15 protein-coding genes, 1 tRNA gene and 2 pseudogenes are annotated in these 20,564 nt (G+C 66.5%); 3 read left to right on the top strand and 15 right to left on the bottom strand.

Annotated elements, in window-relative coordinates:
* Nucleotides 1-13 precede the first annotated feature (13 nt).
* Nucleotides 14-1,387, bottom strand: coding sequence for a class II 3-deoxy-7-phosphoheptulonate synthase (locus IWX65_RS09630; RefSeq protein ID WP_334683794.1), 1,374 nt, complete (start codon nt 1,385-1,387; stop codon nt 14-16).
* A 446-nt stretch (nt 1,388-1,833) separates the two neighbouring features.
* Nucleotides 1,834-2,514 (bottom strand): annotated as a pseudogene (locus IWX65_RS09625) (lysophospholipid acyltransferase family protein); the annotation flags it as partial.
* 277 nt (nt 2,515-2,791) lie between these two features.
* Between IWX65_RS09625 and IWX65_RS09620 the strand changes: the two are divergent.
* Complete coding sequence (locus tag IWX65_RS09620) at nt 2,792-3,295, top strand: hypothetical protein (RefSeq protein ID WP_196882438.1); 504 nt, start codon at nt 2,792-2,794, stop codon at nt 3,293-3,295.
* A 26-nt stretch (nt 3,296-3,321) separates the two neighbouring features.
* Here the strand turns inward: IWX65_RS09620 and IWX65_RS09615 are convergent, their stop codons facing one another.
* Nucleotides 3,322-4,410: an ROK family protein gene (locus tag IWX65_RS09615; protein WP_334683780.1), complete on the bottom strand. Its 1,089-nt coding sequence runs from the start codon at nt 4,408-4,410 to the stop codon at nt 3,322-3,324.
* Nucleotides 4,411-4,552: 142 nt separating this feature from the next.
* On the opposite strand from IWX65_RS09615, the gene IWX65_RS09610 reads away from it, so the two are divergent.
* A complete protein-coding gene (locus tag IWX65_RS09610; protein WP_196882437.1) occupies nt 4,553-6,361 on the top strand; it encodes an AMP-dependent synthetase/ligase in 1,809 nt (602 codons plus the stop codon).
* Between the two features lie 68 nt (nt 6,362-6,429).
* On the opposite strand, the gene IWX65_RS09605 is transcribed toward IWX65_RS09610, so the two are convergent.
* Entirely contained in the window at nt 6,430-7,833 is a 1,404-nt protein-coding gene (locus tag IWX65_RS09605; RefSeq protein ID WP_196882436.1) for a mycothione reductase, read from the bottom strand.
* Nucleotides 7,830-11,294 carry a pyruvate carboxylase gene (locus IWX65_RS09600; protein WP_196882435.1) on the bottom strand — a complete coding sequence of 1,155 codons (3,465 nt, stop codon included), beginning with the start codon at nt 11,292-11,294 and terminating at the stop codon, nt 7,830-7,832. The genes IWX65_RS09605 and IWX65_RS09600 overlap by 4 nt, the downstream gene beginning before the upstream one ends.
* A gap of 208 nt (nt 11,295-11,502) precedes the next feature.
* Here IWX65_RS09600 and IWX65_RS09595 point away from each other — a divergent pair, with 208 nt between their 5' ends.
* On the top strand, nt 11,503-12,315 hold the full coding sequence (locus IWX65_RS09595; RefSeq protein ID WP_196882434.1) for a ParA family protein: 813 nt from the start codon (nt 11,503-11,505) through the stop codon (nt 12,313-12,315).
* A gap of 27 nt (nt 12,316-12,342) precedes the next feature.
* Here IWX65_RS09595 and IWX65_RS09590 read toward each other — a convergent pair whose 3' ends face one another.
* The 10 genes and pseudogenes from IWX65_RS09590 to IWX65_RS09545 all read right to left on the bottom strand — a co-directional run.
* On the bottom strand, nt 12,343-12,939 hold the full coding sequence (locus IWX65_RS09590; protein ID WP_196882433.1) for a MerR family transcriptional regulator: 597 nt from the start codon (nt 12,937-12,939) through the stop codon (nt 12,343-12,345).
* Between the two features lie 215 nt (nt 12,940-13,154).
* Complete coding sequence (locus IWX65_RS09585) at nt 13,155-13,667, bottom strand: bifunctional nuclease family protein (RefSeq protein ID WP_196882432.1); 513 nt, start codon at nt 13,665-13,667, stop codon at nt 13,155-13,157.
* Nucleotides 13,668-13,677: 10 nt separating this feature from the next.
* Complete coding sequence (gene ftsR / locus IWX65_RS09580) at nt 13,678-14,427, bottom strand: transcriptional regulator FtsR (RefSeq protein ID WP_196882431.1); 750 nt, start codon at nt 14,425-14,427, stop codon at nt 13,678-13,680.
* Between the two features lie 8 nt (nt 14,428-14,435).
* Nucleotides 14,436-14,930 (bottom strand): FHA domain-containing protein, encoded by a 495-nt coding sequence (locus IWX65_RS09575; protein ID WP_196882429.1) that lies wholly within the window; start codon nt 14,928-14,930, stop codon nt 14,436-14,438.
* Between the two features lie 80 nt (nt 14,931-15,010).
* On the bottom strand, nt 15,011-15,397 hold the full coding sequence (gene gcvH / locus IWX65_RS09570; RefSeq protein WP_196882427.1) for a glycine cleavage system protein GcvH: 387 nt from the start codon (nt 15,395-15,397) through the stop codon (nt 15,011-15,013).
* A gap of 203 nt (nt 15,398-15,600) precedes the next feature.
* A tRNA-Pro gene (locus tag IWX65_RS09565) sits at nt 15,601-15,674 on the bottom strand.
* A gap of 79 nt (nt 15,675-15,753) precedes the next feature.
* On the bottom strand, nt 15,754-17,301 hold the full coding sequence (gene der / locus IWX65_RS09560; RefSeq protein ID WP_196882425.1) for a ribosome biogenesis GTPase Der: 1,548 nt from the start codon (nt 17,299-17,301) through the stop codon (nt 15,754-15,756).
* A gap of 95 nt (nt 17,302-17,396) precedes the next feature.
* Nucleotides 17,397-18,098: a (d)CMP kinase gene (gene cmk, locus IWX65_RS09555; protein ID WP_196882423.1), complete on the bottom strand. Its 702-nt coding sequence runs from the start codon at nt 18,096-18,098 to the stop codon at nt 17,397-17,399.
* Nucleotides 18,095-19,219 (bottom strand): prephenate dehydrogenase, encoded by a 1,125-nt coding sequence (locus tag IWX65_RS09550; RefSeq protein WP_196882421.1) that lies wholly within the window; start codon nt 19,217-19,219, stop codon nt 18,095-18,097. The genes cmk and IWX65_RS09550 overlap by 4 nt, the downstream gene beginning before the upstream one ends.
* A gap of 3 nt (nt 19,220-19,222) precedes the next feature.
* Nucleotides 19,223-20,113 (bottom strand): annotated as a pseudogene (locus IWX65_RS09545) (pseudouridine synthase); the annotation flags it as partial.
* Between the last annotated feature and the right edge of the window lie 451 nt (nt 20,114-20,564).

Here is a 20,564-nt window from a genome sequence, read left to right as displayed (position 1 = left end):
GCACAGCGACCCGTCAGCGCTTGGAAAGTGCGCCAGCCACCAGGAATGCCATCTCGAGTGACTGCATGTGATTGAGGCGTGGATCGCACACCGACTCGTAACGCTCAAGGAACGACTCCTGGTCCACGGGGTCGGCGCCGCCGAGGCACTCGGCAACGTCGTCGCCGGTCATCTCGACGTGCATTCCTCCCGGGAACGTGCCCAGCGACTGGTGGACCTCGAAGAAACCGCGCACCTCGTCCATGACGTCGTCGAAGTTGCGGGTCTTGTACCCGTTGGGCGAGGTGACGGTGTTGCCGTGCATCGGGTCCGTCACCCAGAGCACCTGGGCACCCGACGCCGTCACCTTCTCCACGAGCTGGGGCAGTTTTTCCCGGATGTTCCCCGCGCCCATGCGCGTGATGAACGTGAGGCGTCCGGGTTCACGGTTCGGGTCGAGCTTGTCGATGAGCGCGAGGGCGTCGTCGCCGGACGTCGAGGGCCCGAGCTTGACCCCGATGGGGTTGCGCACCCTGGAAAGGAAGTCGATGTGCGCGCCGTCGATATCCCTGGTCCGCTCGCCGATCCACAGGAAGTGGGCGGAGGTGTCGTACGGGAGGGACGTGCGTGAATCGATGCGGGTGAGTGCACGTTCGTAGTCGAGCAGCAGGGCCTCATGGCTCGCGAAGAACTCCACACGCTTGAGTGCTTCGAAATCCGCGCCGCACGCGTCCATGAATCGCACGGCGCGATCGATTTCGCGTGCAAGGGACTCGTAGCGCGAGTGCGCGGGGTTGGCGGTGAAGCCCTTGTTCCAGTGGTGCACCAACCGCAGGTCGGCGAACCCGCCCTGGGTGAACGCACGGATCAAGTTGAGTGTCGACGCCGACGTGTGGTACGCCTTCACCATCCTCGCGGCATCGTGGCCGCGGGTTTCCGGCGTGAAAGCGTAGCCGTTCACCATATCACCGCGGTAGGCAGGAAGGGTGACGCCGTCCCGCGTTTCGTCGTTGGATGACCTCGGCTTGGCGAACTGCCCCGCCATCCGTCCCATCTTGATCACGGGCAGCGACGCACCATAGGTGAGGACGACGGCCATCTGGAGGATGGTCTTGACCCGCGCACTGATCCGATCCGCCGTCGCGCCCTCGAACGTCTCCGCGCAGTCCCCGCCCTGCAGGAGGAAGGCCTTGCCCTGGGCTGCGGCAGCGAGCCGCTCGCGCAGGACATCCACTTCGCCGGCGAACACGAGCGGTGGAAGTGAGGAAAGCTCCCGGACGGAATTCGAATAGACCGCACTGTCCTGCCAGGTGGGCTGCTGCGAGATAGGCAGGGATCGCCACTGGTCAAGACCCGCGGTGGGCCCTGCGGTGGCGGGTTGGACAGTTGGCGGGAGGACGGGAGCAATTGAATCGGTCACCGGTTAAGCCTAATCGCTCAAGTACCATGCCTTGTCCCGCGGCGTCACGCGGAGATCCCGAGAAGTCACATACCCGTGCGGTCGTCCGGTTCATCCTGTTCGCCGGGAACGACCAGGTTGCCCTTGGATTCCGGCTGCCTGCCGATTCCTCTTCCGCCGGGATCCGCTCCGGCGGTTTCCTTGCCGACGGTTATCTTGCCGACGGTCTTTTTTCTGAAGGAGTTCTTCGCGACGGGATCCGTCCCGGCGGAGTTCTTCGCGACGGGATCCGTCCCAAGGGTTTTCTCTCCGGCGGGATTATTGCCGACGGAATTCGTCCCGATCTCGGTAAGAGCCCCCGGCGCGGGAGTTGCCGCCTGCTCGGCCGGGCTGATCCGCACCGCCGCACGCCGATTGTCGGCGCCAGGCCGCGGCATCTTCTTGCCCGCCGCCTTCTCTGCAGCGAGCCTGTCCTTGACCGTACTCGCGTAGGCGTCGACGTATTCCTGGCCCGAGAGCCTCATGAGTTCGTACATGATCTCGTCGGTCACCGACCGCTGCACGAAGCGGTCATCGGCCAGTCCCTCGTACCTGGTGAAGTCGAGCGGCTCACCGATGATGACGCCGACCCTGCGGATATTCGGGATCCGCCGGCCGATCGGCTGCACCTTGTCGGTGCCGATCATCGCAACCGGGATCACGGGAACGCCGGTGGCCAGGACGAGCTTCGCCACGCCGGTCTTGCCGCGGTACAGGCGTCCGTCGGGGCTGCGCGTTCCCTCGGGGTAGATGCCCAGCAGCCCCCCTTCGTTGAGGATGTCCATGCCGGCGGTGAGCGAGGACGACGACGCCGCACCGCCTGAGCGGTCCATCGGCAGCTGGTTCGACAACCGGAAGAACATCGCCGTCATCCGCCCCTTGAGTCCCCTGCCGGTGAAATATTCGGATTTGGCGAGGAACACCACTGGCCGTGGCACCGCAATGGGCAGGAAGATCGAATCGGAAAAGGACAGGTGGTTGCTGACCAGCACCGCGGGCCCTGAAACCGGAATGTTGTCCACACCCTTGATCCAGGGACGGAAGAGCAGATTCAGAAGAGGACCAACGATGACCCTCTTCATAATCCAATAGAACACGCTGCCAGCCTCCCTGAAGGGACGGCGGCCTTCGATACCGGTACGCCGTCCTTTTTACCTTGGAGAAGCCTACTCTAAGGGCCTTGCACGCCGCACCAGGGGCCGGCAGATGCTCGCGCCCGGCCAAGAGCCCGGGCAGGGTGAGCATCGGACCGACGACGCAAGGGTGGATAAGCAGTTGACGAACCGCAACCGGGTGGCCACGATGGATCATAGCCTCCGTCGATCTTCGGCCGCCCGGGGGACCCATCCGTTCTGGAACAGCAGGTAGCAGCGTATGACCCCCCGAGGGCAGGAACCCAACGAGTCAACCGACGATGCGGTCTGGCTGGACATCGTGGCACGGCTCGAGGAGCATCCCGCGGGAACTGCTGCGGATCCGGAGCAGAACAGTCCGCGGACCGATGAATTCCTGACCGAGCCGTCGCGGACCGACATCCCCCTCACCGATCGGGAGCGGGTGGACGCGGTCTTCGAGAACCAGCCGCTGCGCCCGATGGGCCCCCGTGACTATGACGGGGCCGCTGAAACGAACGACGACGACGCCCGGTACGTACCGCCGGAGCCCCCTCCCCTGGGGGTGGGCGACCCCCTGCTGGTGCTTTCCTGGCTGGCCGCCGCCGGCGGCCCCGTGCTGCTCCTGGTCATCGCCATGTTCTGGCGAAATGCTCCCCTCTCCGTGTGGCTCGGGATTCTCGCCGCATTCGTGGCCGGCGCGGGCTACCTCCTGACGCGGCTGCCCCGAAGCCGCGACGATTTAGACGACGGCGCCGAGGTCTAGGCTCGGTACGCCCGGTTTCCCGGGTGTCAGCCGCCGCCGCGCATCATCTGCCGTGAGAGATCCGCGGCGCCGATAAGTCCTGCGGCCGGCCCGAGGGCAGCGAGGTCGATCCGCGCCGCCGGCCGAAATCCGCGGCCCGTCAGGTTCCGCGCGAAGGCCCGGCGGGTGGGTTCAAGCAGGAGTTGCCCGGCACTGCTGAGGCCGCCACCGATCACGAAGGTTCCGGGATCGAGCGCCGCCGCTAGGTTCGCCAGGCCGAGCCCGAGCCACTGGCCGATGTCGTCGACGAGCTCCCTCGACGCCTGGTCGCCTCCCATGGCGAGGCTGGTGACCAGGGCTCCCGTGATCGCCTGGACGTCTCCGTCCACCGCGTCGAGCAGGTTCCGGGCCACGGGGGAATTGGCTGCGGCGAGCTCCCGGGCCTCACGGCCGAGTGCGTTGCCCGACGCATACTGTTCCCAGCACCCACGGTTCCCACACTCGCACCGATGGCCCTGCGGCACCAGGATCTGGTGCCCGAACTCGCCGGCAACGCCGTACCGGCCCCGCTCCACCCTGCCGTCCAGGATCATCGCCCCGCCGATGCCGGTTCCGAGGGTGACGCACACGAGGCGCGGCTCGTCGCGTCCGGCACCGAACCGCCACTCCGCCCACGCCGCCGCGTCGGCGTCGTTCACCACGGTCACCCGCCGCCGTAGCAGAACCTCGAGGTTGCGGCGCAGGGGCTCGTTCCGCCAGGCGAGGTGCGGGCTGAAAAGCACTGTCCCGTTCGCCAGGTCCATCCAGCCCGCCGCTCCGATTCCGACGGACCGGATGCGGAAGTCGCGCGATAGTTCTCCCACCAGTTCGGCGATCACCCGTTCCACCTCGCGTGCGTCCTGGCCGGGCGTGGCGCGCGTGGCCTCGGCGAGGGTCCGTCCGTACACGTCGACGACGCCGGCGGCGACCTTCGTGCCGCCGATATCGATGCCGACTGCAAGTCCGCGCCGTGCGGGATAGGAAAGACCGGCACGCGGGCGCTGCGCCGCGAACGGTGTGCGGCTGTGCCAGGGGCGCATCGGTGGTGTGTCGGCGCGGCGGGAGCGGAAGAGGCCCCTGTGCTGCTGGGCTGCCATCGGATTTCCCCTCCGTTGCGGGAAGGCCTGCGGGGTTCCGCGTGACCGTTACTGATTCGTACATTACTGGACGGTAATTCATGCGCGGAAACCAGTAGGCTAGGGAAATCCCACAGGCGTTGGTGATATCGAAGGAGCTATCGTGCGCGAAATCAGCGTTCCCGTCCTGGTGGACGTACCCCGCAACAGCAACACTACGGACCTCGTGGTGCGGCAGTCGGAAAAACCGTCCAACCCCGCCCTTTTCTCCGTTCCGGACGGCGACGGCCAGTGGCAGGACATCAGCGCCACCGAGTTCCGCAGCCAGGTGGAGGCAGTAGCCAAAGGCCTGATCGCGTCGGGTGTCAACGCCGGTGACCGGGTGGCCATCATGGCTCGCACACGGTACGAGTGGTCGCTCGCGGATTTCGCCATCTGGTTCGCGGGTGCCGTGTCGGTTCCCGTGTACGAGACGTCATCCCCCGCCCAGGTGGCCTGGATCCTCAGCGATTCCGGTGCCGTGGGTGCTTTCGTCGAAGCCGCACGCCATGAGAACGTGGTCCGGGAAGCATCGGCCTCCGAGAACCTCGGTGCGCTGCAGCACGTGTGGCAGTTCGACGGGAACGGACTCGATGTCCTCCGCACCGCGGGAGCGGGTGTCGAGGACCAGGCGATCGCCGCCCGCAGGGCGATGGCCGGGCTCGACGACGTCGCCACGGTCATCTACACGTCCGGCACCACGGGCCGGCCCAAGGGTTGCGAGCTGACGCACGGGAACTTCGTCGAGCTCGCCGACAATGCTGCCGCTGCGCTGCCGGAAGTTGCCCATGAGGGTGCGCAGACCATCATGTTCCTTCCCCTGGCGCACGTCTTCGCGCGCTTCATCTCCGTACTGTGCGTATCGGCGGGAGCCACCGTGGCGCACACGTCCGATGTCAAGAACCTGCTCCCCGATCTCCAGAGCTACAAGCCGACCTTCATCCTTGCCGTACCCCGGGTGTTCGAGAAGGTGTACAACAACTCGATGCTGAAGGCCGAGGACGGCGGCAAGGGCAAGATCTTCCATGCAGGAGCCGACGTCGCCATCGCGTGGTCGAAAGCCGACCAGGCGGGCAAGGTCCCCCTGATGCTCAAGGCCAAACATGCCGTCTTCGATCGCCTCCTCTACGGGAAGATCCGCACCGCCATGGGCGGACGCGTCCAGCATGCAGTCTCCGGCGGGGCGCCCCTCGGCGACCGTCTGGGGCATTTCTTCCACGGCATCGGGCTCATGGTGCTCGAGGGCTACGGGCTGACCGAGACCACGGCCCCCATCACGGTGAACACGCCGAAGCGCATCAAGATCGGCTCGGTCGGCGCCCCCCTGCCCGGCAACGCCGTTCGGATCGCCGACGACGGCGAGATCCTCGCCAAAGGGGTCTGCGTGCTGAAGGGCTACTTCAACCGTCCGGACCTGACCGCTGAGGCTTTTGCCGACGGGTGGTTCCGCACGGGCGATATCGGGCAGCTCGACGATGACGGCTTCCTGTTCATCACCGGAAGGAAGAAGGAAATCATCGTCACGGCCAGCGGGAAGAACGTGGTGCCGGCGCTGCTCGAGGACACCATCCGCGCCAACGCGCTCGTGTCCCAGTGCGTGGTCGTCGGCGACCAGCGCCCGTTCATCTCCGCGCTGATCACGCTCGACGAGGAAGCCCTGCCGGGCTGGCTCGACCGGCACCAGTTGCCGGCCGGAACCACCGTGGCGGAAGCCGCGGAGCACCCCGTGGTGCTGGCCGAAATCCAGGAGCTGGTGGACGGCGCGAACACCACTGTGTCGCGGGCCGAGGCCATCAAGGTCTTCCGGGTCGTGCCGACGGATTTCACGGAGACCAGCGGCCACCTCACCCCCTCACTCAAGATCAAGCGGGCCCAGGTGCTGAAGGACTATTCCGGCGTCGTCGAGGGAATCTACTCGTCGAGCAAGGTCTGACCGCCTGATCGTCTGACCGGCTGGCAGTCCGCTGCCAGCCGGTCACCTGCCGATCACCTGCCGGCTGGTCAGCCGGTTCCCAGCGACAGCAGGGCGTTCTCCACCACCTCGGTCAGGGCCGGATGGATCCAGTACTGTCCCCGCGCCATGTCGTGGGCGGTCAGGCCGAAGGACATCGCCTGGATGAGGGGCTGAATGATCATCGACGCTTCGTGTCCGAGGACGTGGGCTCCGAGGAGCCGTCCCGTGCCCCTCTCCGCCAGCAGCTTCACGAAGCCGACGGCGTCCTCCATCGCCCATCCGTAGGCTGTGGAGCCGTATTGCTGGACCGCGGTCACGATCTCGGTGCCGGTCGCTTCGGCATGCCGAAGTGCTTCCTTTTCGGTCATACCGACGGCGGCCAGCTGCGGGTGGGTGAAGACCGCTGCTGGTACATACCTGTGGTCACTCAGGCGCAGGTTCTCGGGATGCAGCAGGTTGTGGGAGACCACCCGCGCCTCATGATTGGCGACATGCTTGAGCTGGTGGGCACTGCTGACGTCGCCCAGAGCCCAAACACCTTCAACCGGCAGCCCTCCCCGCAGGACACGCTGGTGGGCGTCAACGCGGAGACTCCCGTTCGCGGCGAGATCGAAGCCTGCCTCGGCCGCACCGAGTCGGTCGGTATTGGCAACCCTGCCGGTCGCCACGAGCACCGCGTCGACGTCGATCTCCTCGGCGCCCGCCGGGCCGGATACCACCGCGTGCACTGTTCCGTCGGGGTTCTCCTTCAGCGAGGCAACGGATGAGTCGAGGCGGACCTGCCACTGCTTCGAGGCCTCCTCGGTGAAGCACGCCGACACTGTCTCGTCGAGAGCCCGTAGCAGGCCACCGGAGCGCACCACCATCGTCACCTCCGTGCCGAGGGCACCGAAGACGTGGGCGAATTCTGCTGCGATATAGCCGCCACCGATGATCAGCAGACGCGCGGGCTGAGTCGCGAGCCGCATCACGGTGTCGGAGGTGTGGACCTGCGGAAGGGTAATTCCCGGGATGTCGGGCAGCACTGCACGCGATCCTGCCGCAATCACCACCTGGTCTGCGGTGATCTTCTGCCCTGTTGCGGAGACGAGCGATTTCTCGCCGGTCAGGCGGAAGTACTCCTCGAACAGGGTGACGTTTTCCAGTTCGTCCGCCCGATACTCGCGTCCCCCGGTGGAAATCGCGTCGATACGGGTGAAGATGCGGTCGCGGATGTCGGCCCACCTCGCTCCGTCGAAAGTGAGGTCCACGCCGAGCCGCGAGGACTCGCGCGCCGCGGTCGCGAGCCCTGCTGGATACACATACATCTTCGTCGGGATGCAGCCGACATTCAGGCAGGTCCCGCCGAACGTCCCGCCGTCGATCAGGGCGATCCGGCGGTTATCCCACTCCGGAGTGATCAGGGTGTTGCCGGAGCCGGAGCCGATGATGGCGAGGTCGTAATGCGTCACGGCGCCTTTGGTGTGACTTCGAGGAGGAGGTCTCCGCCTTGGGTTTGTCCTGTTCCGGTGAGGGTGGTGCGTTTGATGGTGCCGCTTACCGGTGTGGTGATGTTGGCTTCCATTTTCATGGCTTCGATGGTCGCGACGGTGTCTCCGGCTGTGACGGTGTCGCCTTCTTTGACGGTGATGGTGACGGCGCCGGCGAAGGGGGCGGGGATGTGGCCGGGTTTGGTGGTGTCGGCTTTCTCGGCGGTTTTGACGTCGCTGTGGATGCTTTTATCGCGGACGCTCACGGGGCGCATCTGGCCGTTCAACACGCACATCACGGTGCGCATGCCTTTCTCGTCCGGGTCGGAGACGGCTTCGAGGCGGGCGATGAGCCGGACGCCTTTTTCGAGTTCGATGACATGCTCAGAGCCCTGTTGCAGGCCGTAGAGGTAGTCCGCGGTCCCAAGGACCGAGACGTCTCCGTAAGTGTCCCGGACGGCCTGGTAGTCCTTCGCGGGACCGGGGAAGAGCAGCCGGTTCAGGGTTTCCCGGCGCTCCGCGGAGTCCCCTTTGAGTTTCGCTGCGTCATCGGGGCCGAGTTCGGCGGTGGCGGGTTTGACGGTGCGGCCTTGGAGGGCTTTGGTGCGGAAGGGTTCGGGCCAGCCGCCGGGCGGGTCTCCGAGGTCACCGTTGAGGAACCCGATGACCGAATCCGGGATGTCATAGGCCTGCGGGTTGGCTTCGAACTCGGCCGGGTCGGCGTTCGCGCCGACGAGCTGCAGGGCCAGGTCCCCCACGACCTTGGAAGACGGGGTGACTTTCACCAGGCGACCCAGGATCTTATCGGCTGCGGTGTACATGTCCTCGATGGCCTCGAAACGCTCCCCCAAACCCAGGGCGATGGCTTGCTGCTTCAGGTTGGAGAGCTGCCCCCCGGGGATCTCGTGCCGATACACCCGGCCCGTGGGCCCGGGCAGCCCGGACTCGAACGGTGAGTAGATGCGCCGGACCGCTTCCCAGTAGGGCTCCAGGGCACACACCGCGTCCAGGTCCAGCCCGGTCTCACGCGGGGTGTGGGCCAGGGCCGCGACCAGGGCCGACGCCGAGGGCTGGCTGGTCGTCCCGGCCAGGGGGGCGCTGGCGACATCCACGGCGTCCACCCCGGCCTCGATCGCGGCCAGCAGGGTCGCGAGCTGACCCCCCGCGGTGTCGTGGGTATGCAAATGCACGGGCAGATCGAAGCGTTCCCGCAGCGCGGTCACGAGTTTGACGGCGGCGGCCGGGCGGAGCAGTCCGGCCATGTCCTTGATCGCCAGGATATGCGCCCCCGCGTCCACGATGCGCTGCGCCAGGTCCAGGTAATAGTCGAGCGTGTAGAGGGACTCGGCCGGGTCGAGCATGTCCGCGGTGTAACACAGCGCGACTTCCGCGACCGCGGTGCCCGTGGCGCGGACGGCCCGGATGGCCGGTTCCATCTGGGACACATCGTTCAGGGCATCGAAGATGCGGAAGATATCGATCCCCGAGGAAGCGGCCTCGGTGACGAAGGCTTCCGTGACGGCTTCGGGGTAGGGGGTGTAGCCCACCGTGTTACGCCCGCGCAGCAGCATCTGCAAACAAATATTCGGGATCTCCCGGCGCAAAGCGTCCAACCGGTCCCACGGATCCTCGCCCAGGAACCGCAACCCCACATCATAGGTCGCCCCACCCCAAGCCTCGACCGAGAACAACTCCGGGGTCAGACGCGACACCGGGCCGGCCGCGGCGGTCAAGTCCCTCGTGCGGACCCGGGTCGCCAGCAACGACTGGTGCGCATCCCGGAACGTCGTATCCGTCACCGCCACCGCAACCTGCGCCCGCAACTGACGCGCGAAACCCTCAGGCCCAAGTTCTTGCAGGCGCTGCCGAGAACCCGCCGGCAACGAGTGAGGACCATCAGCATCCGCACCGCTACCGGCACCGTTCCGGTCGGCGTGACGCTCCTGCGCGGGCAGGGCAGGGAGTTTTTCCTGCGGATCCAGGTGCCCCGGGCGCTCCCCATGGGGTTTGTTGACCGTGACCTCCGCCAACCACGTCAACAGCTTCGTACCACGGTCCGCGGGCACCCGGGCCGTGAGCAGCTCGGGGCGCTCATCGATGAACGACGTCGCGACGTTCCCGGCGATGAAGTCCGGATCATCCAGCACCGCCTGCAGAAAGCTGATGTTCGTGGAGACCCCGCGGACCCGGAACTCCGCCAAAGCACGCCGGGCCCTCGTCACGGCCGAGGCGTAGTCCCGGCCCCGGCAGGTGAGCTTGACCAGCATCGAATCGAAATGCGGGCTGATTTCCGCCCCCGCATACACCGTCCCGCCGTCCAGGCGTACCCCCGCACCCCCGGCCGACCTATAGGCCGAAATACGTCCCACGTCGGGCCGGAACCCGTTCGCGGGATCCTCCGTGGTGATCCGCGACTGCAATGCCGCGCCGCGCAGATACACGGTGTCCTGCGACAGCCCAAGGTCCGCCAGGGACTCACCCGCGGCGATGCGCAACTGCGCCTGCACCAGATCCACATCGGTGACTTCCTCCGTCACCGTGTGCTCGACCTGGATCCGCGGATTCATCTCAATGAACACGTGCTTACCCGCCCGCTCCCCCACCGTGTCGACCAGGAACTCCACCGTCCCGGCATTCACATACCCCAAAGCCGTCGCGAACTTCACCGCATCCCGGTGCAACGCCTGCCGGATCCCCTCGTCCAGGTTCGGGGCCGGCGCGATCTCGATGACCTTCTGATGCCGGCGCTGCAACGAACAATCCCGCTCGAACAAATGCATCACATTGCCCTGCGCGTCAGCAAGGATCTGCACCTCGATATGACGCGGCCGCAACACCGCCTGCTCCAGGAACATCGTCGGATCCCCGAACGCGGACTCCGCCTCACGCATCGCCGCCTCCAACGCCCCCGGCAACGCCTCCCGGGAATCCACCCGACGCATCCCCCGACCCCCACCACCAGCCACCGCCTTGGCGAACACCGGAAACCCGATCTCCTCCGCCGCCGCAATCAACTCACCCACATCAGCGCTCGGCCGGGACGACGCCAACACCGGAATACCCGCAGCCCTCGCCGCGTCCAACGCCTTGACCTTATTCCCCGCCAACTCCAACACATCAGCCGGCGGGCCCACGAACACGATCCCCGCCTCCGCCGCAGCCCGCGCCAGCCCCGGATTCTCCGACAAGAACCCATACCCCGGATAAATCGCATCACACCCCGACTCCACCGCGACCCGCACGATCTCCTCGACATCCAGATACGCCCGCACCGGATGACCCTCCACACCGATCAAATACGCCTCATCAGCCTTCTGCCGATGAATCGAATTCCGATCCTCAAAAGGAAACACCGCCACCGTCTTGGACCCCACCTCATGCCCAGCACGAAACGCACGAATCGCAATCTCACCACGATTAGCAACCAAAATCTTCGAAAACATGTCGTACTCCTGCGTCCTTGCGGGTCGGTTGGAAGTTCCTCCGATCCTACAGTTCGGTTCCTGCGGGGAGTTCATCTCCTGTAGCGACACGTAACGGCAGCCGGCGGCGTTCCGGAGCCTCTGCCCGTCCCTTTAGAATGATCAGGGGATTTTTGCTTACCTGCTGCATACCTGCTGCAGGACACCAGGTTAGGGATGGGTATCTCGCGTGCAAGTTGTCAGTATCAGCAGCCTCAAGGGCGGAGTGGGTAAGACCTCGGTCACCCTGGGGCTCGCATCGGCGGCACTCGCTGCGGGAATTCCGACGCTCGTGGTCGACCTCGACCCCCATGCGGACGCCACTCGGGGCTTGGGAGTGGACCGCGGCGACCAGACGGACATCGGGCGGCTGTTGAAGGACTCCCGCCGCGGGGATCTGACGGCCAACACGGCTCCGAGCGGCTGGGCTGCGACTGCAGGTCGGCAGGGCCCGGCGTTGGATGTGGCCGTCGGTTCCGGTACTTCGGCAACCTTCGACCGGCCCGACCTCAGCACCCGTGACCTCAAAAGACTCTCGACACTGTTGTCCAGGGTCGATCGATACAGCCTGGTCCTCATCGACTGCCCGCCCTCGCTCAACGGGCTCACCCGCATGGCCTGGAGTGCCAGTAATCAGGTGCTTCTGGTCGCCGAGCCGGCGCTGTTCTCCGTGGCAGGAACCGAGCGGGCCATGCGCGCGCTCGACGTTTTTCGTTCGGAGTTCGCACCGGGCCTTCGGACGGCGGGAATCGTGGCGAACCGGGTACGGCCGGCGTCGAACGAGCACGCGTTCCGGTTGAAGGAAATGAGGCGGATGTTCGGGGACCTCCTGCTCGATCCGACGATTCCGGAGCAGGCGAACTGGCAGCAGATCCAGGGTGCCGCCCACTCCGTGCATTCCTGGCCCGGAGACGCCGCACGGCAGGCAGCGGGGTACTTCGACGAGCTCCTGGGGAATCTGTTCGATTCGGGCCGCCTTCGAAGCCGTGCGTCCCGCCGGTAGGACTCGAAGCGGCACGTCGACGGAAGGCTAGCTGATGCGGCGTGCCGTCGTTCGACGCTTGCTCAGCTCATCGCCCGGGAAGCCCTGCTCGGGCGCGTGCTCGCTGGGAAGGGCCGCAAGGGTCCCTTCGACTTCGCGCCAGACCCGCCCTACGGCGATGCCGAATACGCCCTGACCGCCCTGCACCAGATCGATGACCTCGTCGGCGGACGTGCACTCGTACACGCTTGCGCCGTCGCTCATCAGGGTGATCTGCGCAAGATCCTCGACTCCGCGCTCCCGCAGGTGCTCCACGGCGCTGCGGATCTGTTGAAGCGAAACACCGGTGTCGAGCAGCCGCTTCACGACTTTCAGCACCAGGATGTCGCGGAAGCCATAGAGGCGTTGCGTGCCGGAACCCGTCGCTCCCCGCACTGCAGGCTCGACAAGTCCGGTCCGGGCCCAATAGTCGAGCTGGCGGTAGGTGATCCCCGCGGCCTTGCAGGCGATGGGGCCGCGGTAACCGGCATCCTCGTCAAGGACCGGAAGGTCCTCGGTGAACAGTAAGCCCTGGGCGCTTGCAGGTAGGGCGGAACCCGCTGCGGCCTGGCCCGCAAGCTCGCCGGCGTCACCCTTCGGACTCACGCGCTGCCTCCTCATCGGGGTCCCCGGGAATGTAGCCGAAGAAGCCTGAGCGCCCGGGGATTTGAACTCAAGTGTGCCCCGGCTCGGGCTTCGGTGCAATGGGAACTATCCTTCGACGTTAGATCGCTGCGGTTCGAAGGTCAAAGACCCTGCACCTAAAGAATTCCCGTGTCGGGAAAGTTCCGGTCAGGTCAGGACCCGGAGCGGACTCCGGATCAGCGCTCGAAGTCCTCAGGCTCGACATCGGCAAGGAACTCCCGGAACTGGAGGAGCTCCTTCTCGGCTGTTTCCTGCTTCTCATCGGAGGCTTCGCCGTCCTCGCCGTCACCCTCCGCCTCCGCAATCTCGACCCCGGCCGCAAGCAATACCTCGTCCGCGCAGAAAATGGAACAGGGCACGCGCAACGCGACAGCCAAAGCGTCGGAAGCGCGCGATTCGACGGTGGTGCCGTCGTCGAGCACCAGTTCGGCGTGATACACGGTGTCTTCCACCGAGGTGATCCGCACCTCGGTGATAGCCCGTCCAGCAGCCGCCACGACGTCGACCAGCAGGTCGTGGGTCATGGGGCGCGGTGGCACGATGCCCTGCTGCACGAAGGCGATAGCACTCGCTTCCGGCGCTCCGATCCAGATGGGCAGGTGCTTGGGCCCCGAGATCTCCTTGAGCAGCACGAGGGGCTGGTTCGACGGCAACTCGATCCTCACCCCGACAACTTCCACTTCGATCATTGCAGGACGCCTAACTGTCCAGCCTGGAGATGTGGCTGTAGACCAGAGCGCTGTGAAGGCCGAGGCACAATTCGCTGATCTCACGCGCCGTCTCGGCAGCACGGGCTTTGGACGCGACGTCGCGACGGGACGCTTCGGGAGCGATCACCCGTTCCACGAGGCCCAACTCGCGGTCGGCTGCGGCGCGGAAGGGGCGCAGGTGCCGGGGTTCGATGCCGTGGCCTTCGAGCTGGACGCACGCCTTCGTGATTTTAAGGGCGTGTTCGTCGAAGCGGCCTTCAGCAGGCGCTATCAACCCGAAGTTCACGAGGTCGGCCATGAGCCGAGGGGTTGCACCGGCTTCCGCGGCAAGCGTCTCGGCGGTCAGGCTGCGCGCGTGGGAGCCCAGCTCCCGGGCCAGTTGGTCGGACACCATGCGCGGCGAGAGGCTCATCCCACCGGGCAGCGATTCAGGCCGCTCTCCCCGATCAATGGCATCGACATAGTCCTTGATGACTTTCAGGGGAAGATACTGGTCCCGCTGGAGCGCAAGGACGAAGCGGAGGCGTTCGACGTCGTGGGCCGCATACTTGCGGTAACCCGCGCGGGTCCGCTGCGGGGTGATCAGCCCCTTCTCCTCGAGGAACCGGATCTTGGACGCGGTGACCTGCGGGAAATCCTCCGCGAGTTCGCGGAGGACCTCGCCGATGTTACGGACGCCGGAGCCCGGGTGCGCCGGAACCGCACCTACGCTGCGCCGGCTGGAAGGAGTCGAAGGCATGAAGCGGACTACGCCTGCGCGGTGTGCTGCGCCGAGGACTGGCCCGCGGCACCGGTGCGCGCCGCATAGAAGGTGAGGCGGAACTTGCCGATCCGCACCTCGTTGCCGTTGCGCAGCGCGATGCTGTCCACGCGGTCGTTGTTGACGTAGGTGCCGTTCAAACTCCGGGTGTCGACCACCAGGAAGCCGGTTTCCGAACGGCGGAACTCTGCGTGCTGACGGGACACTGTGACATCGTCGAGGAAAATGTCCGCATTCGGGTGGCGGCCGGCTTTCGTCACGTCCTCGTCGAGAAGGAAGCGGGCACCCGCATTGGGACCGGAGTGAGCGATCAGCAATGCGGATCCGGCGGGAAGAGCCGAGACGGAGTTCTGCTCCTCACGAGTGAGGTTCCGTTCGATTTCGATGGTTTCGATCTGCGGGGGCAGACCGATGGTCGTGGTCTCCGAAGACTCCATCTGCGGTTCCCCTTCGTTCGCGGCTGCGGTGTTGTCGCCAACCATTGGTTTCCTCCCCACCCTACGTGACCTGAGTTCGATGGCCTCGCCATCCCGGGTAGCGACAACTGCCAGAGCCGGTAGCTCTAGCCTACCTGCTGCAAGTAGTCCGAAGAACTCAGCAATTCCTCAACGACGGCGGCGCTCTCGACGCGGATTTCGAGGAGCCAGCCCTCGCCGTACGGGTCGGAGTTGATGAGCGAGGGATCATCGTCGAGGGCCTCGTTGCGCGAGACGACTTCGCCCGAGACGGGGGCGTAGACATCGCTGACGCTCTTGGTCGACTCGACCTCGCCGACGACGTCGGCGCCGCTCACTATGGAGCCGGCGTCCGGCAGCTGGACGTATACGACGTCACCCAACGCGTCCTGCGCGAAATCGGTGATTCCCACGCGCACCACACCGGCGGCATTCGGCTCGCTGACCCACTCGTGCTCGGCCGTGTAGTAAAGACCTTCGGGAATGTTGCTCATGATCGCCTTTCAGCTGGTACTCCGGATGAGGACCGAACGGCAGCTGCGCCCGGTCCGGTATGGATCGAGTATAGGCATGGTTCCCATCGACCCGTGCGCCGGTCCGCTCAGGAGACGCAAGCAGGCCGGCGGACACAGAAAAGCCCGTCCTCACCTGCTGCCTGCAACAGTTGAGGACGGGCCCTGATCTACCGTTCCGTCCGTCGGGATGACAGGATTCGAACCTGCGACCCCTTGACCCCCAGTCAAGTGCGCTACCAAGCTGCGCCACATCCCGAACGGTGTGACCCTTACCGGTCAAACCACCTCGATAACTCTACAGCATCCAGTCGGACGTACCGCACGAAGACCGGAGGTCAGCGCTTCCGGCTACGCTTTTCCCTCACGCGCATGCTCACTTCGATGGGGGTTCCCTCGAAACCGAAGGTTTCCCGCAACCGGCGCGTGATGAAGCGGCGGTAGCCGGGATCGAGGAAGCCCGTGGTGAAGAGGACGAACTTCGGCGGACGGCTTGAGGCCTGTGTGCCGAAGAGGATCCGTGGCTGCTTGCCTCCCCGGACCGGGTGCGGGTGCGCCGCCACCAGTTCCCCGAGGAAGGCGTTGAGTCGGCCCGTGGGGATCCGGCGGTCCCAGGACTCGAGGGCGATGTCGAGTGCCGGCACCAGACGGTCCTTGTGCCAGCCGGTCAGTGCCGAGATATTGACGCGCGGGGCCCAGTCCACGTGCGCGAGGTCCTGGTCGATCTCGCGCTCGAGGTAACGCCTGCGCTCGTCGTCGAGCAGGTCCCACTTGTTGAAGGCCAGCACGATCGAACGGCCCGACTCGATCGCCATGTTGAGAATTCGGACGTCCTGCTCGCTCAGCACCTCGTCGACTGCGAGGAGCACGACGGCGACTTCCGCCTTTTCGAGGGCGGATTGCGTCCGGAGGGAGGCGTAGTAATCGGCGCCCTGCTGCATGTGCACGCGCCGGCGGATGCCCGCGGTGTCGACGAAGCGCCACGTGCGCCCGCCCAGTTCGAGCATTTCATCCACCGGATCCCGGGTGGTGCCCGCCAGTGGGTCGACGACCACGCGGTCCGTCCCGGCGAGCTTGTTCAGCAGCGAGGACTTGCCGACGTTGGGACGCCCGATCAACGCGACGCGGCGAGGTCCGCCGGACCGTTCGATGCCGCCGTGCTCCGAGAACTCGGGGAGGATCTCCACCACCTTGTCCAGCATGTCGGCGGTGCCGCGGCCGTGCAGTGCCGAGACCGGCCAGGGCTGGCCGAAGCCGAGTCCCCAGAGGAAGGCGGCGTCGGCCTCGTTCTGGATGTCGTCCACCTTGTTCGCCACGAGGATCACCGGTTTTTTCTTGCGCCGGAGCATTCGCACCACTGCCTCGTCGGTCGCGGTGGCTCCGACGGTGGCGTCGACCACCAGCAGCACGGCGTCGGCCATGTCCACGGCGATCTCGGCCTGGTCGGCAACGCGCCGGTTGATGCCCTTCACGTCCTGCTCCCACCCGCCGGTATCGACAAGCGTGAAGTTGTGCCCGGTCCACTGCGCAGGGTAGGACACCCGGTCACGCGTGACACCGGGGGTATCCTCGACGACGGCCTCACGGCGGCCGAGGATCCGGTTGACCAGGGTCGACTTGCCGACATTGGGGCGTCCCACGATGGCGAGGACCGGGTTCAGCCGGTGTTCGGCGTCGTCGTCGTAGTTCTCGTCCTGGCGCGCAAGCAGCGCTGCGTCCTCGTCGTCGAGCTCGTAGTCCTCAAGCCCGGCGCGCAGCGAAGCGGCACGGACCTCGGCCTCGGCGTCGTCGAGTACCTCGAGCCGCTCGGCGATGCGGTCCTCGCCCGCAGGCTCGAATTCCTCGTCGGGTCCGGTGGGATCCTGGGGCGGAATCGTTCCGCTCATAGTGCATTCCTTCGTTAGTACGTGGCTGGTGGGCGGCGCCTGGCTGTACTCCGATCGACTCGAAAGAGGGGTTCGGAGCGTTGGCCGTACGGCGCCTAGTGGGCGACGGCGCGCACGACGTCGAGAACTGCCGAGACGGTCTGCTCGAAATCGAGCGCTGAGGAATCGACGGTGACCACGCCGTCTGCGGCCTGCTGGAAGTTCACCACGGTGGAATCTCGGGCGTCCCGCTCGAGCACCTGCTGCTTGAGCTGGCCCTCGCTCTGCGAACCGCCCAACTGGTCCCCGCGCCGGCGGAGGCGGGCCTCCTCGCTTGCCGTCAGGAGAATCCGCACCTCGGCGTCAGGAGCGACGACGGTGGTGATGTCACGTCCCTCGGCCACGATGCGGTGCCCGGCCCCGGCGATCAGGGCACGCTGGCGCCGGATCAGTTCGCTCCTTGCCCCCATGGTCGTCGCCACGGCGCTGACCGCGGTCGAGACGGAGGGTTCCCGGATGGCATTCGTGACGTCCTCCCCCTTCAGGGTGACCGATTCCCGGTTCGGGTCCGTGCTGATGAACAACTCGACGCTACGGGCGGCCTGCTCGACCGAGACGGCGTCCTGCAGGTCCACCCCCCCTGCTATGCAGTGCAGGGTGACCGCACGGTACATGGCGCCGGTGTCGAGATAGGCGGCGTGCAGTCGCCGGGCAACTTCCCTACTGACGCTCGACTTGCCGGAGCCTGACGGCCCGTCGATGGCCACCACGAGGGATTTGCCGAGCCGGAAGCGGGACAGGGGGCGGGTCTCGTTCACTGGATCACCTTCCAGCCCCGCTGCGTAAGGGACTCCGTCAATTTCTGCCGCTTTCCGGGGAGGACCGAGATTTCGGCCATACCCAGCTGGCGCCCGGGTGAGTGTTCGAGCCGTAGGTCCTCGAGGTTGATGCCGGTATCGCCGATCTCGGTCAGCAGCCGGGCAATCTGCCCGGGCGTGTCATCCACCAGCACCGTCAGCCGGGCGAAGGAGCCCGGTGGGGTGCCGTGCTTGCCCGGGATCCGCGCCTGGCCGGCGTTACCCTCGGACATCAATTGGGCCATGTCGAGCCGGGCGCCATCGGCGACGGGGTTCTCGAGGGTTCCGATCAGGCGGTTCAGGTCCTCACGCACTCCGTACAGGATCTGCACGAGGCGATCGGCGTTCGCGGTGAGGATCTGCACCCACAGGCCGGGATCGCTGGCCGCAATGCGCGTGACGTCCCGGAGCCCGTTACCGGCGAGCGACAGCGCGTGGGCAGGTGTTTCCTGCAGGCGGCTCGCCACGAGGGAGGACACCACCTGTGGCAGGTGCGAGATGAGGGCGACGGCCTGGTCGTGGTCCTCCACACTCATGCGTGCCGGAACTGCGCCGAGGTCAACGGCCAGCGCTTCGGCGCAGCGCACCGCTGCAGCTGAGCTCTGGTCCCCGGGGCACAGCACCCACGGCATGCCGATGAACAATTCGGCCCGCGCCGCCACGGGACCGGATCTCTCGCGTCCGGCCATGGGGTGCGTGCCCACATACCTCGACAACGCCGCCTCTCCGGGCAGCAGTTCCCGGAGCTCCCGCAGGACGGCGGACTTCACGCTGGAGATATCGACGACGACGGCTCGGGGGTAGTTTCCCAGGGCGGCTGCGGCGATCGCGGCGGTCGCATCAGGCGGCACAGCGACAACCACGAGCTCCGGTTCGAGAGACTTTCCGGCTACCGCCGGCTCGAGGACGCGGCCCGCACCGATGTCCCGCGCCACGGCCTGCGTGGACGGGGAGATATCGGAGAGCACGACGTCGACGCCGCGGGCCCGAAGCCCGAGGCCGATGCTCGCCCCGAGCAGCCCGGCGCCGATCACCAGTACGGGACCGGTCAGGTGGGTTCCGTTGTCCGCCTGTGCCTGCATCCGCTACAGACCTACCGATGCGAGGAGGTGGCCTACCTCCTGGCGCCCGAGGACGCGGATGCTGCCCTGCCGCTGGTCGCCGACACGGATGGGTCCCACCTGGGTACGAACCAGCCGCTCGACGGGGTGGCCGACGGCGTCGAAAAGCCTGCGGACCACGCGGTTGCGCCCTGAATGGAGCACCACCTCGACGAGGACGTGGCCGGGAGTGGAATCGACGAGCTTGAAGGAATCAACACGTGCAACGCCGTCCTCGAGCTCGATGCCCTCTTTCATCTGCGCGCCGATCCCCTGGGCCATGGGCCCGCGGACCTGGACGAGGTAGGTCTTCGGTACTTCGTACGAGGGGTGGGTGAGCCGGTTCGTCAGCTCGCCGTCGTTCGTCAGCAGGAGCAGGCCCTCGGTCTCGGCATCGAGTCGGCCCACATGGAAGAGCCTTTCGTTCTTGTTCTTGTTCTTGAGGAAATCGCCGATGCAGGGCCGGCCCTCGGGGTCCTCCATGGTGGACACCACGCCACGCGGCTTGTTGAACACGTAGTACCGCTGGGACTCGTTGAGCTGGAGACGCATGCCGTCGACGTGGATGGCAACCTTCTCGGGGTCCACGCGAACGCCGAGTTCGGTCACCACGCTGCCGTCCACCTCCACCCGACCGTCGAGGATCATCTCCTCGCACACGCGCCGGGACGCGACGCCGGCGAGCGCCATGACCTTCTGCAGCCGGACACCCTCCGGATCGTGGACATCGACCTCGTCGGCGGGACGCGAGGAGCGCGCCGGCTTGGGACGCCGGACGGGCCCGAGATCCTTGCCGAACCGCTCCCGCCCGAACGCCTTGGGTCCTGCTGGTTTCTGACGTGTCGGGCGGCCCGGTTTCGCCGCTCCAGGCCTGCCGCCGGACGGACGTGCCGCCCCGAACTTCCTCTCGCCGGTCCGGCCGGCACCCTCACTGCTCCTGGAAGGGCCGTCCCGGAAGGAACCGTCCCTCGAGGGGTTGTTCCTGCCCTCACTGGGCCTGCCTGCGGCGTTACGGGAGAATCCGTCGCGAGATGAGCCTGCGCCGGAACCCTGCCGGCCCGAGGTCTCAGCACCGAACCTGCTCGTGGACCCTGAGCCGGGCCTCTGGCGCTCGGCTCCGCGGCCGGACCCTGCTGCGCGGTCATCACCGGGACGACCGGATGTGCGGTCACTGCCGGGACGGCCCCCGCGTGCACGGTCATCACCGGGACGACCGGATGTGCGGTCACTTTCGGGACGGCCCCCGCGTGCACGGTCATCACCGGGACGACCGGATGTGCGGTCACTTTCGGGACGGCCCCCGCGTGCACGGTCATCACCGGGACGA

The sequence above is a fragment of the Arthrobacter sp. CAN_A214 genome (assembly GCF_015751955.1).
Classification (GTDB): domain Bacteria; phylum Actinomycetota; class Actinomycetes; order Actinomycetales; family Micrococcaceae; genus Arthrobacter_D.
Note: the sequence above shows the minus strand (reverse complement) of the source record. Positions and strands in the feature narration are given on the sequence as shown.

What these genes read in the sequence shown, in the direction of transcription:
- IWX65_RS09620 (WP_196882438.1), top strand. Translation starts at nt 2,792, where the DNA reads ATGACCCCCCGAGGGCAGGAACCCAACGAGTCAACCGACGATGCGGTC.
- IWX65_RS09585 (WP_196882432.1), bottom strand. Translation starts at nt 13,667, where the DNA reads ATGATCGAAGTGGAAGTTGTCGGGGTGAGGATCGAGTTGCCGTCGAAC.
- ftsR (WP_196882431.1), bottom strand. Translation starts at nt 14,427, where the DNA reads ATGCCTTCGACTCCTTCCAGCCGGCGCAGCGTAGGTGCGGTTCCGGCG.
- der (WP_196882425.1), bottom strand. Translation starts at nt 17,301, where the DNA reads ATGAGCGGAACGATTCCGCCCCAGGATCCCACCGGACCCGACGAGGAA.
- gcvH (WP_196882427.1), bottom strand. Translation starts at nt 15,397, where the DNA reads ATGAGCAACATTCCCGAAGGTCTTTACTACACGGCCGAGCACGAGTGG.
- IWX65_RS09575 (WP_196882429.1), bottom strand. Translation starts at nt 14,930, where the DNA reads ATGGTTGGCGACAACACCGCAGCCGCGAACGAAGGGGAACCGCAGATG.
- IWX65_RS09550 (WP_196882421.1), bottom strand. Translation starts at nt 19,219, where the DNA reads ATGCAGGCACAGGCGGACAACGGAACCCACCTGACCGGTCCCGTACTG.
- IWX65_RS09615 (WP_334683780.1), bottom strand. Translation starts at nt 4,410, where the DNA reads ATGGCAGCCCAGCAGCACAGGGGCCTCTTCCGCTCCCGCCGCGCCGAC.
- IWX65_RS09600 (WP_196882435.1), bottom strand. Translation starts at nt 11,294, where the DNA reads ATGTTTTCGAAGATTTTGGTTGCTAATCGTGGTGAGATTGCGATTCGT.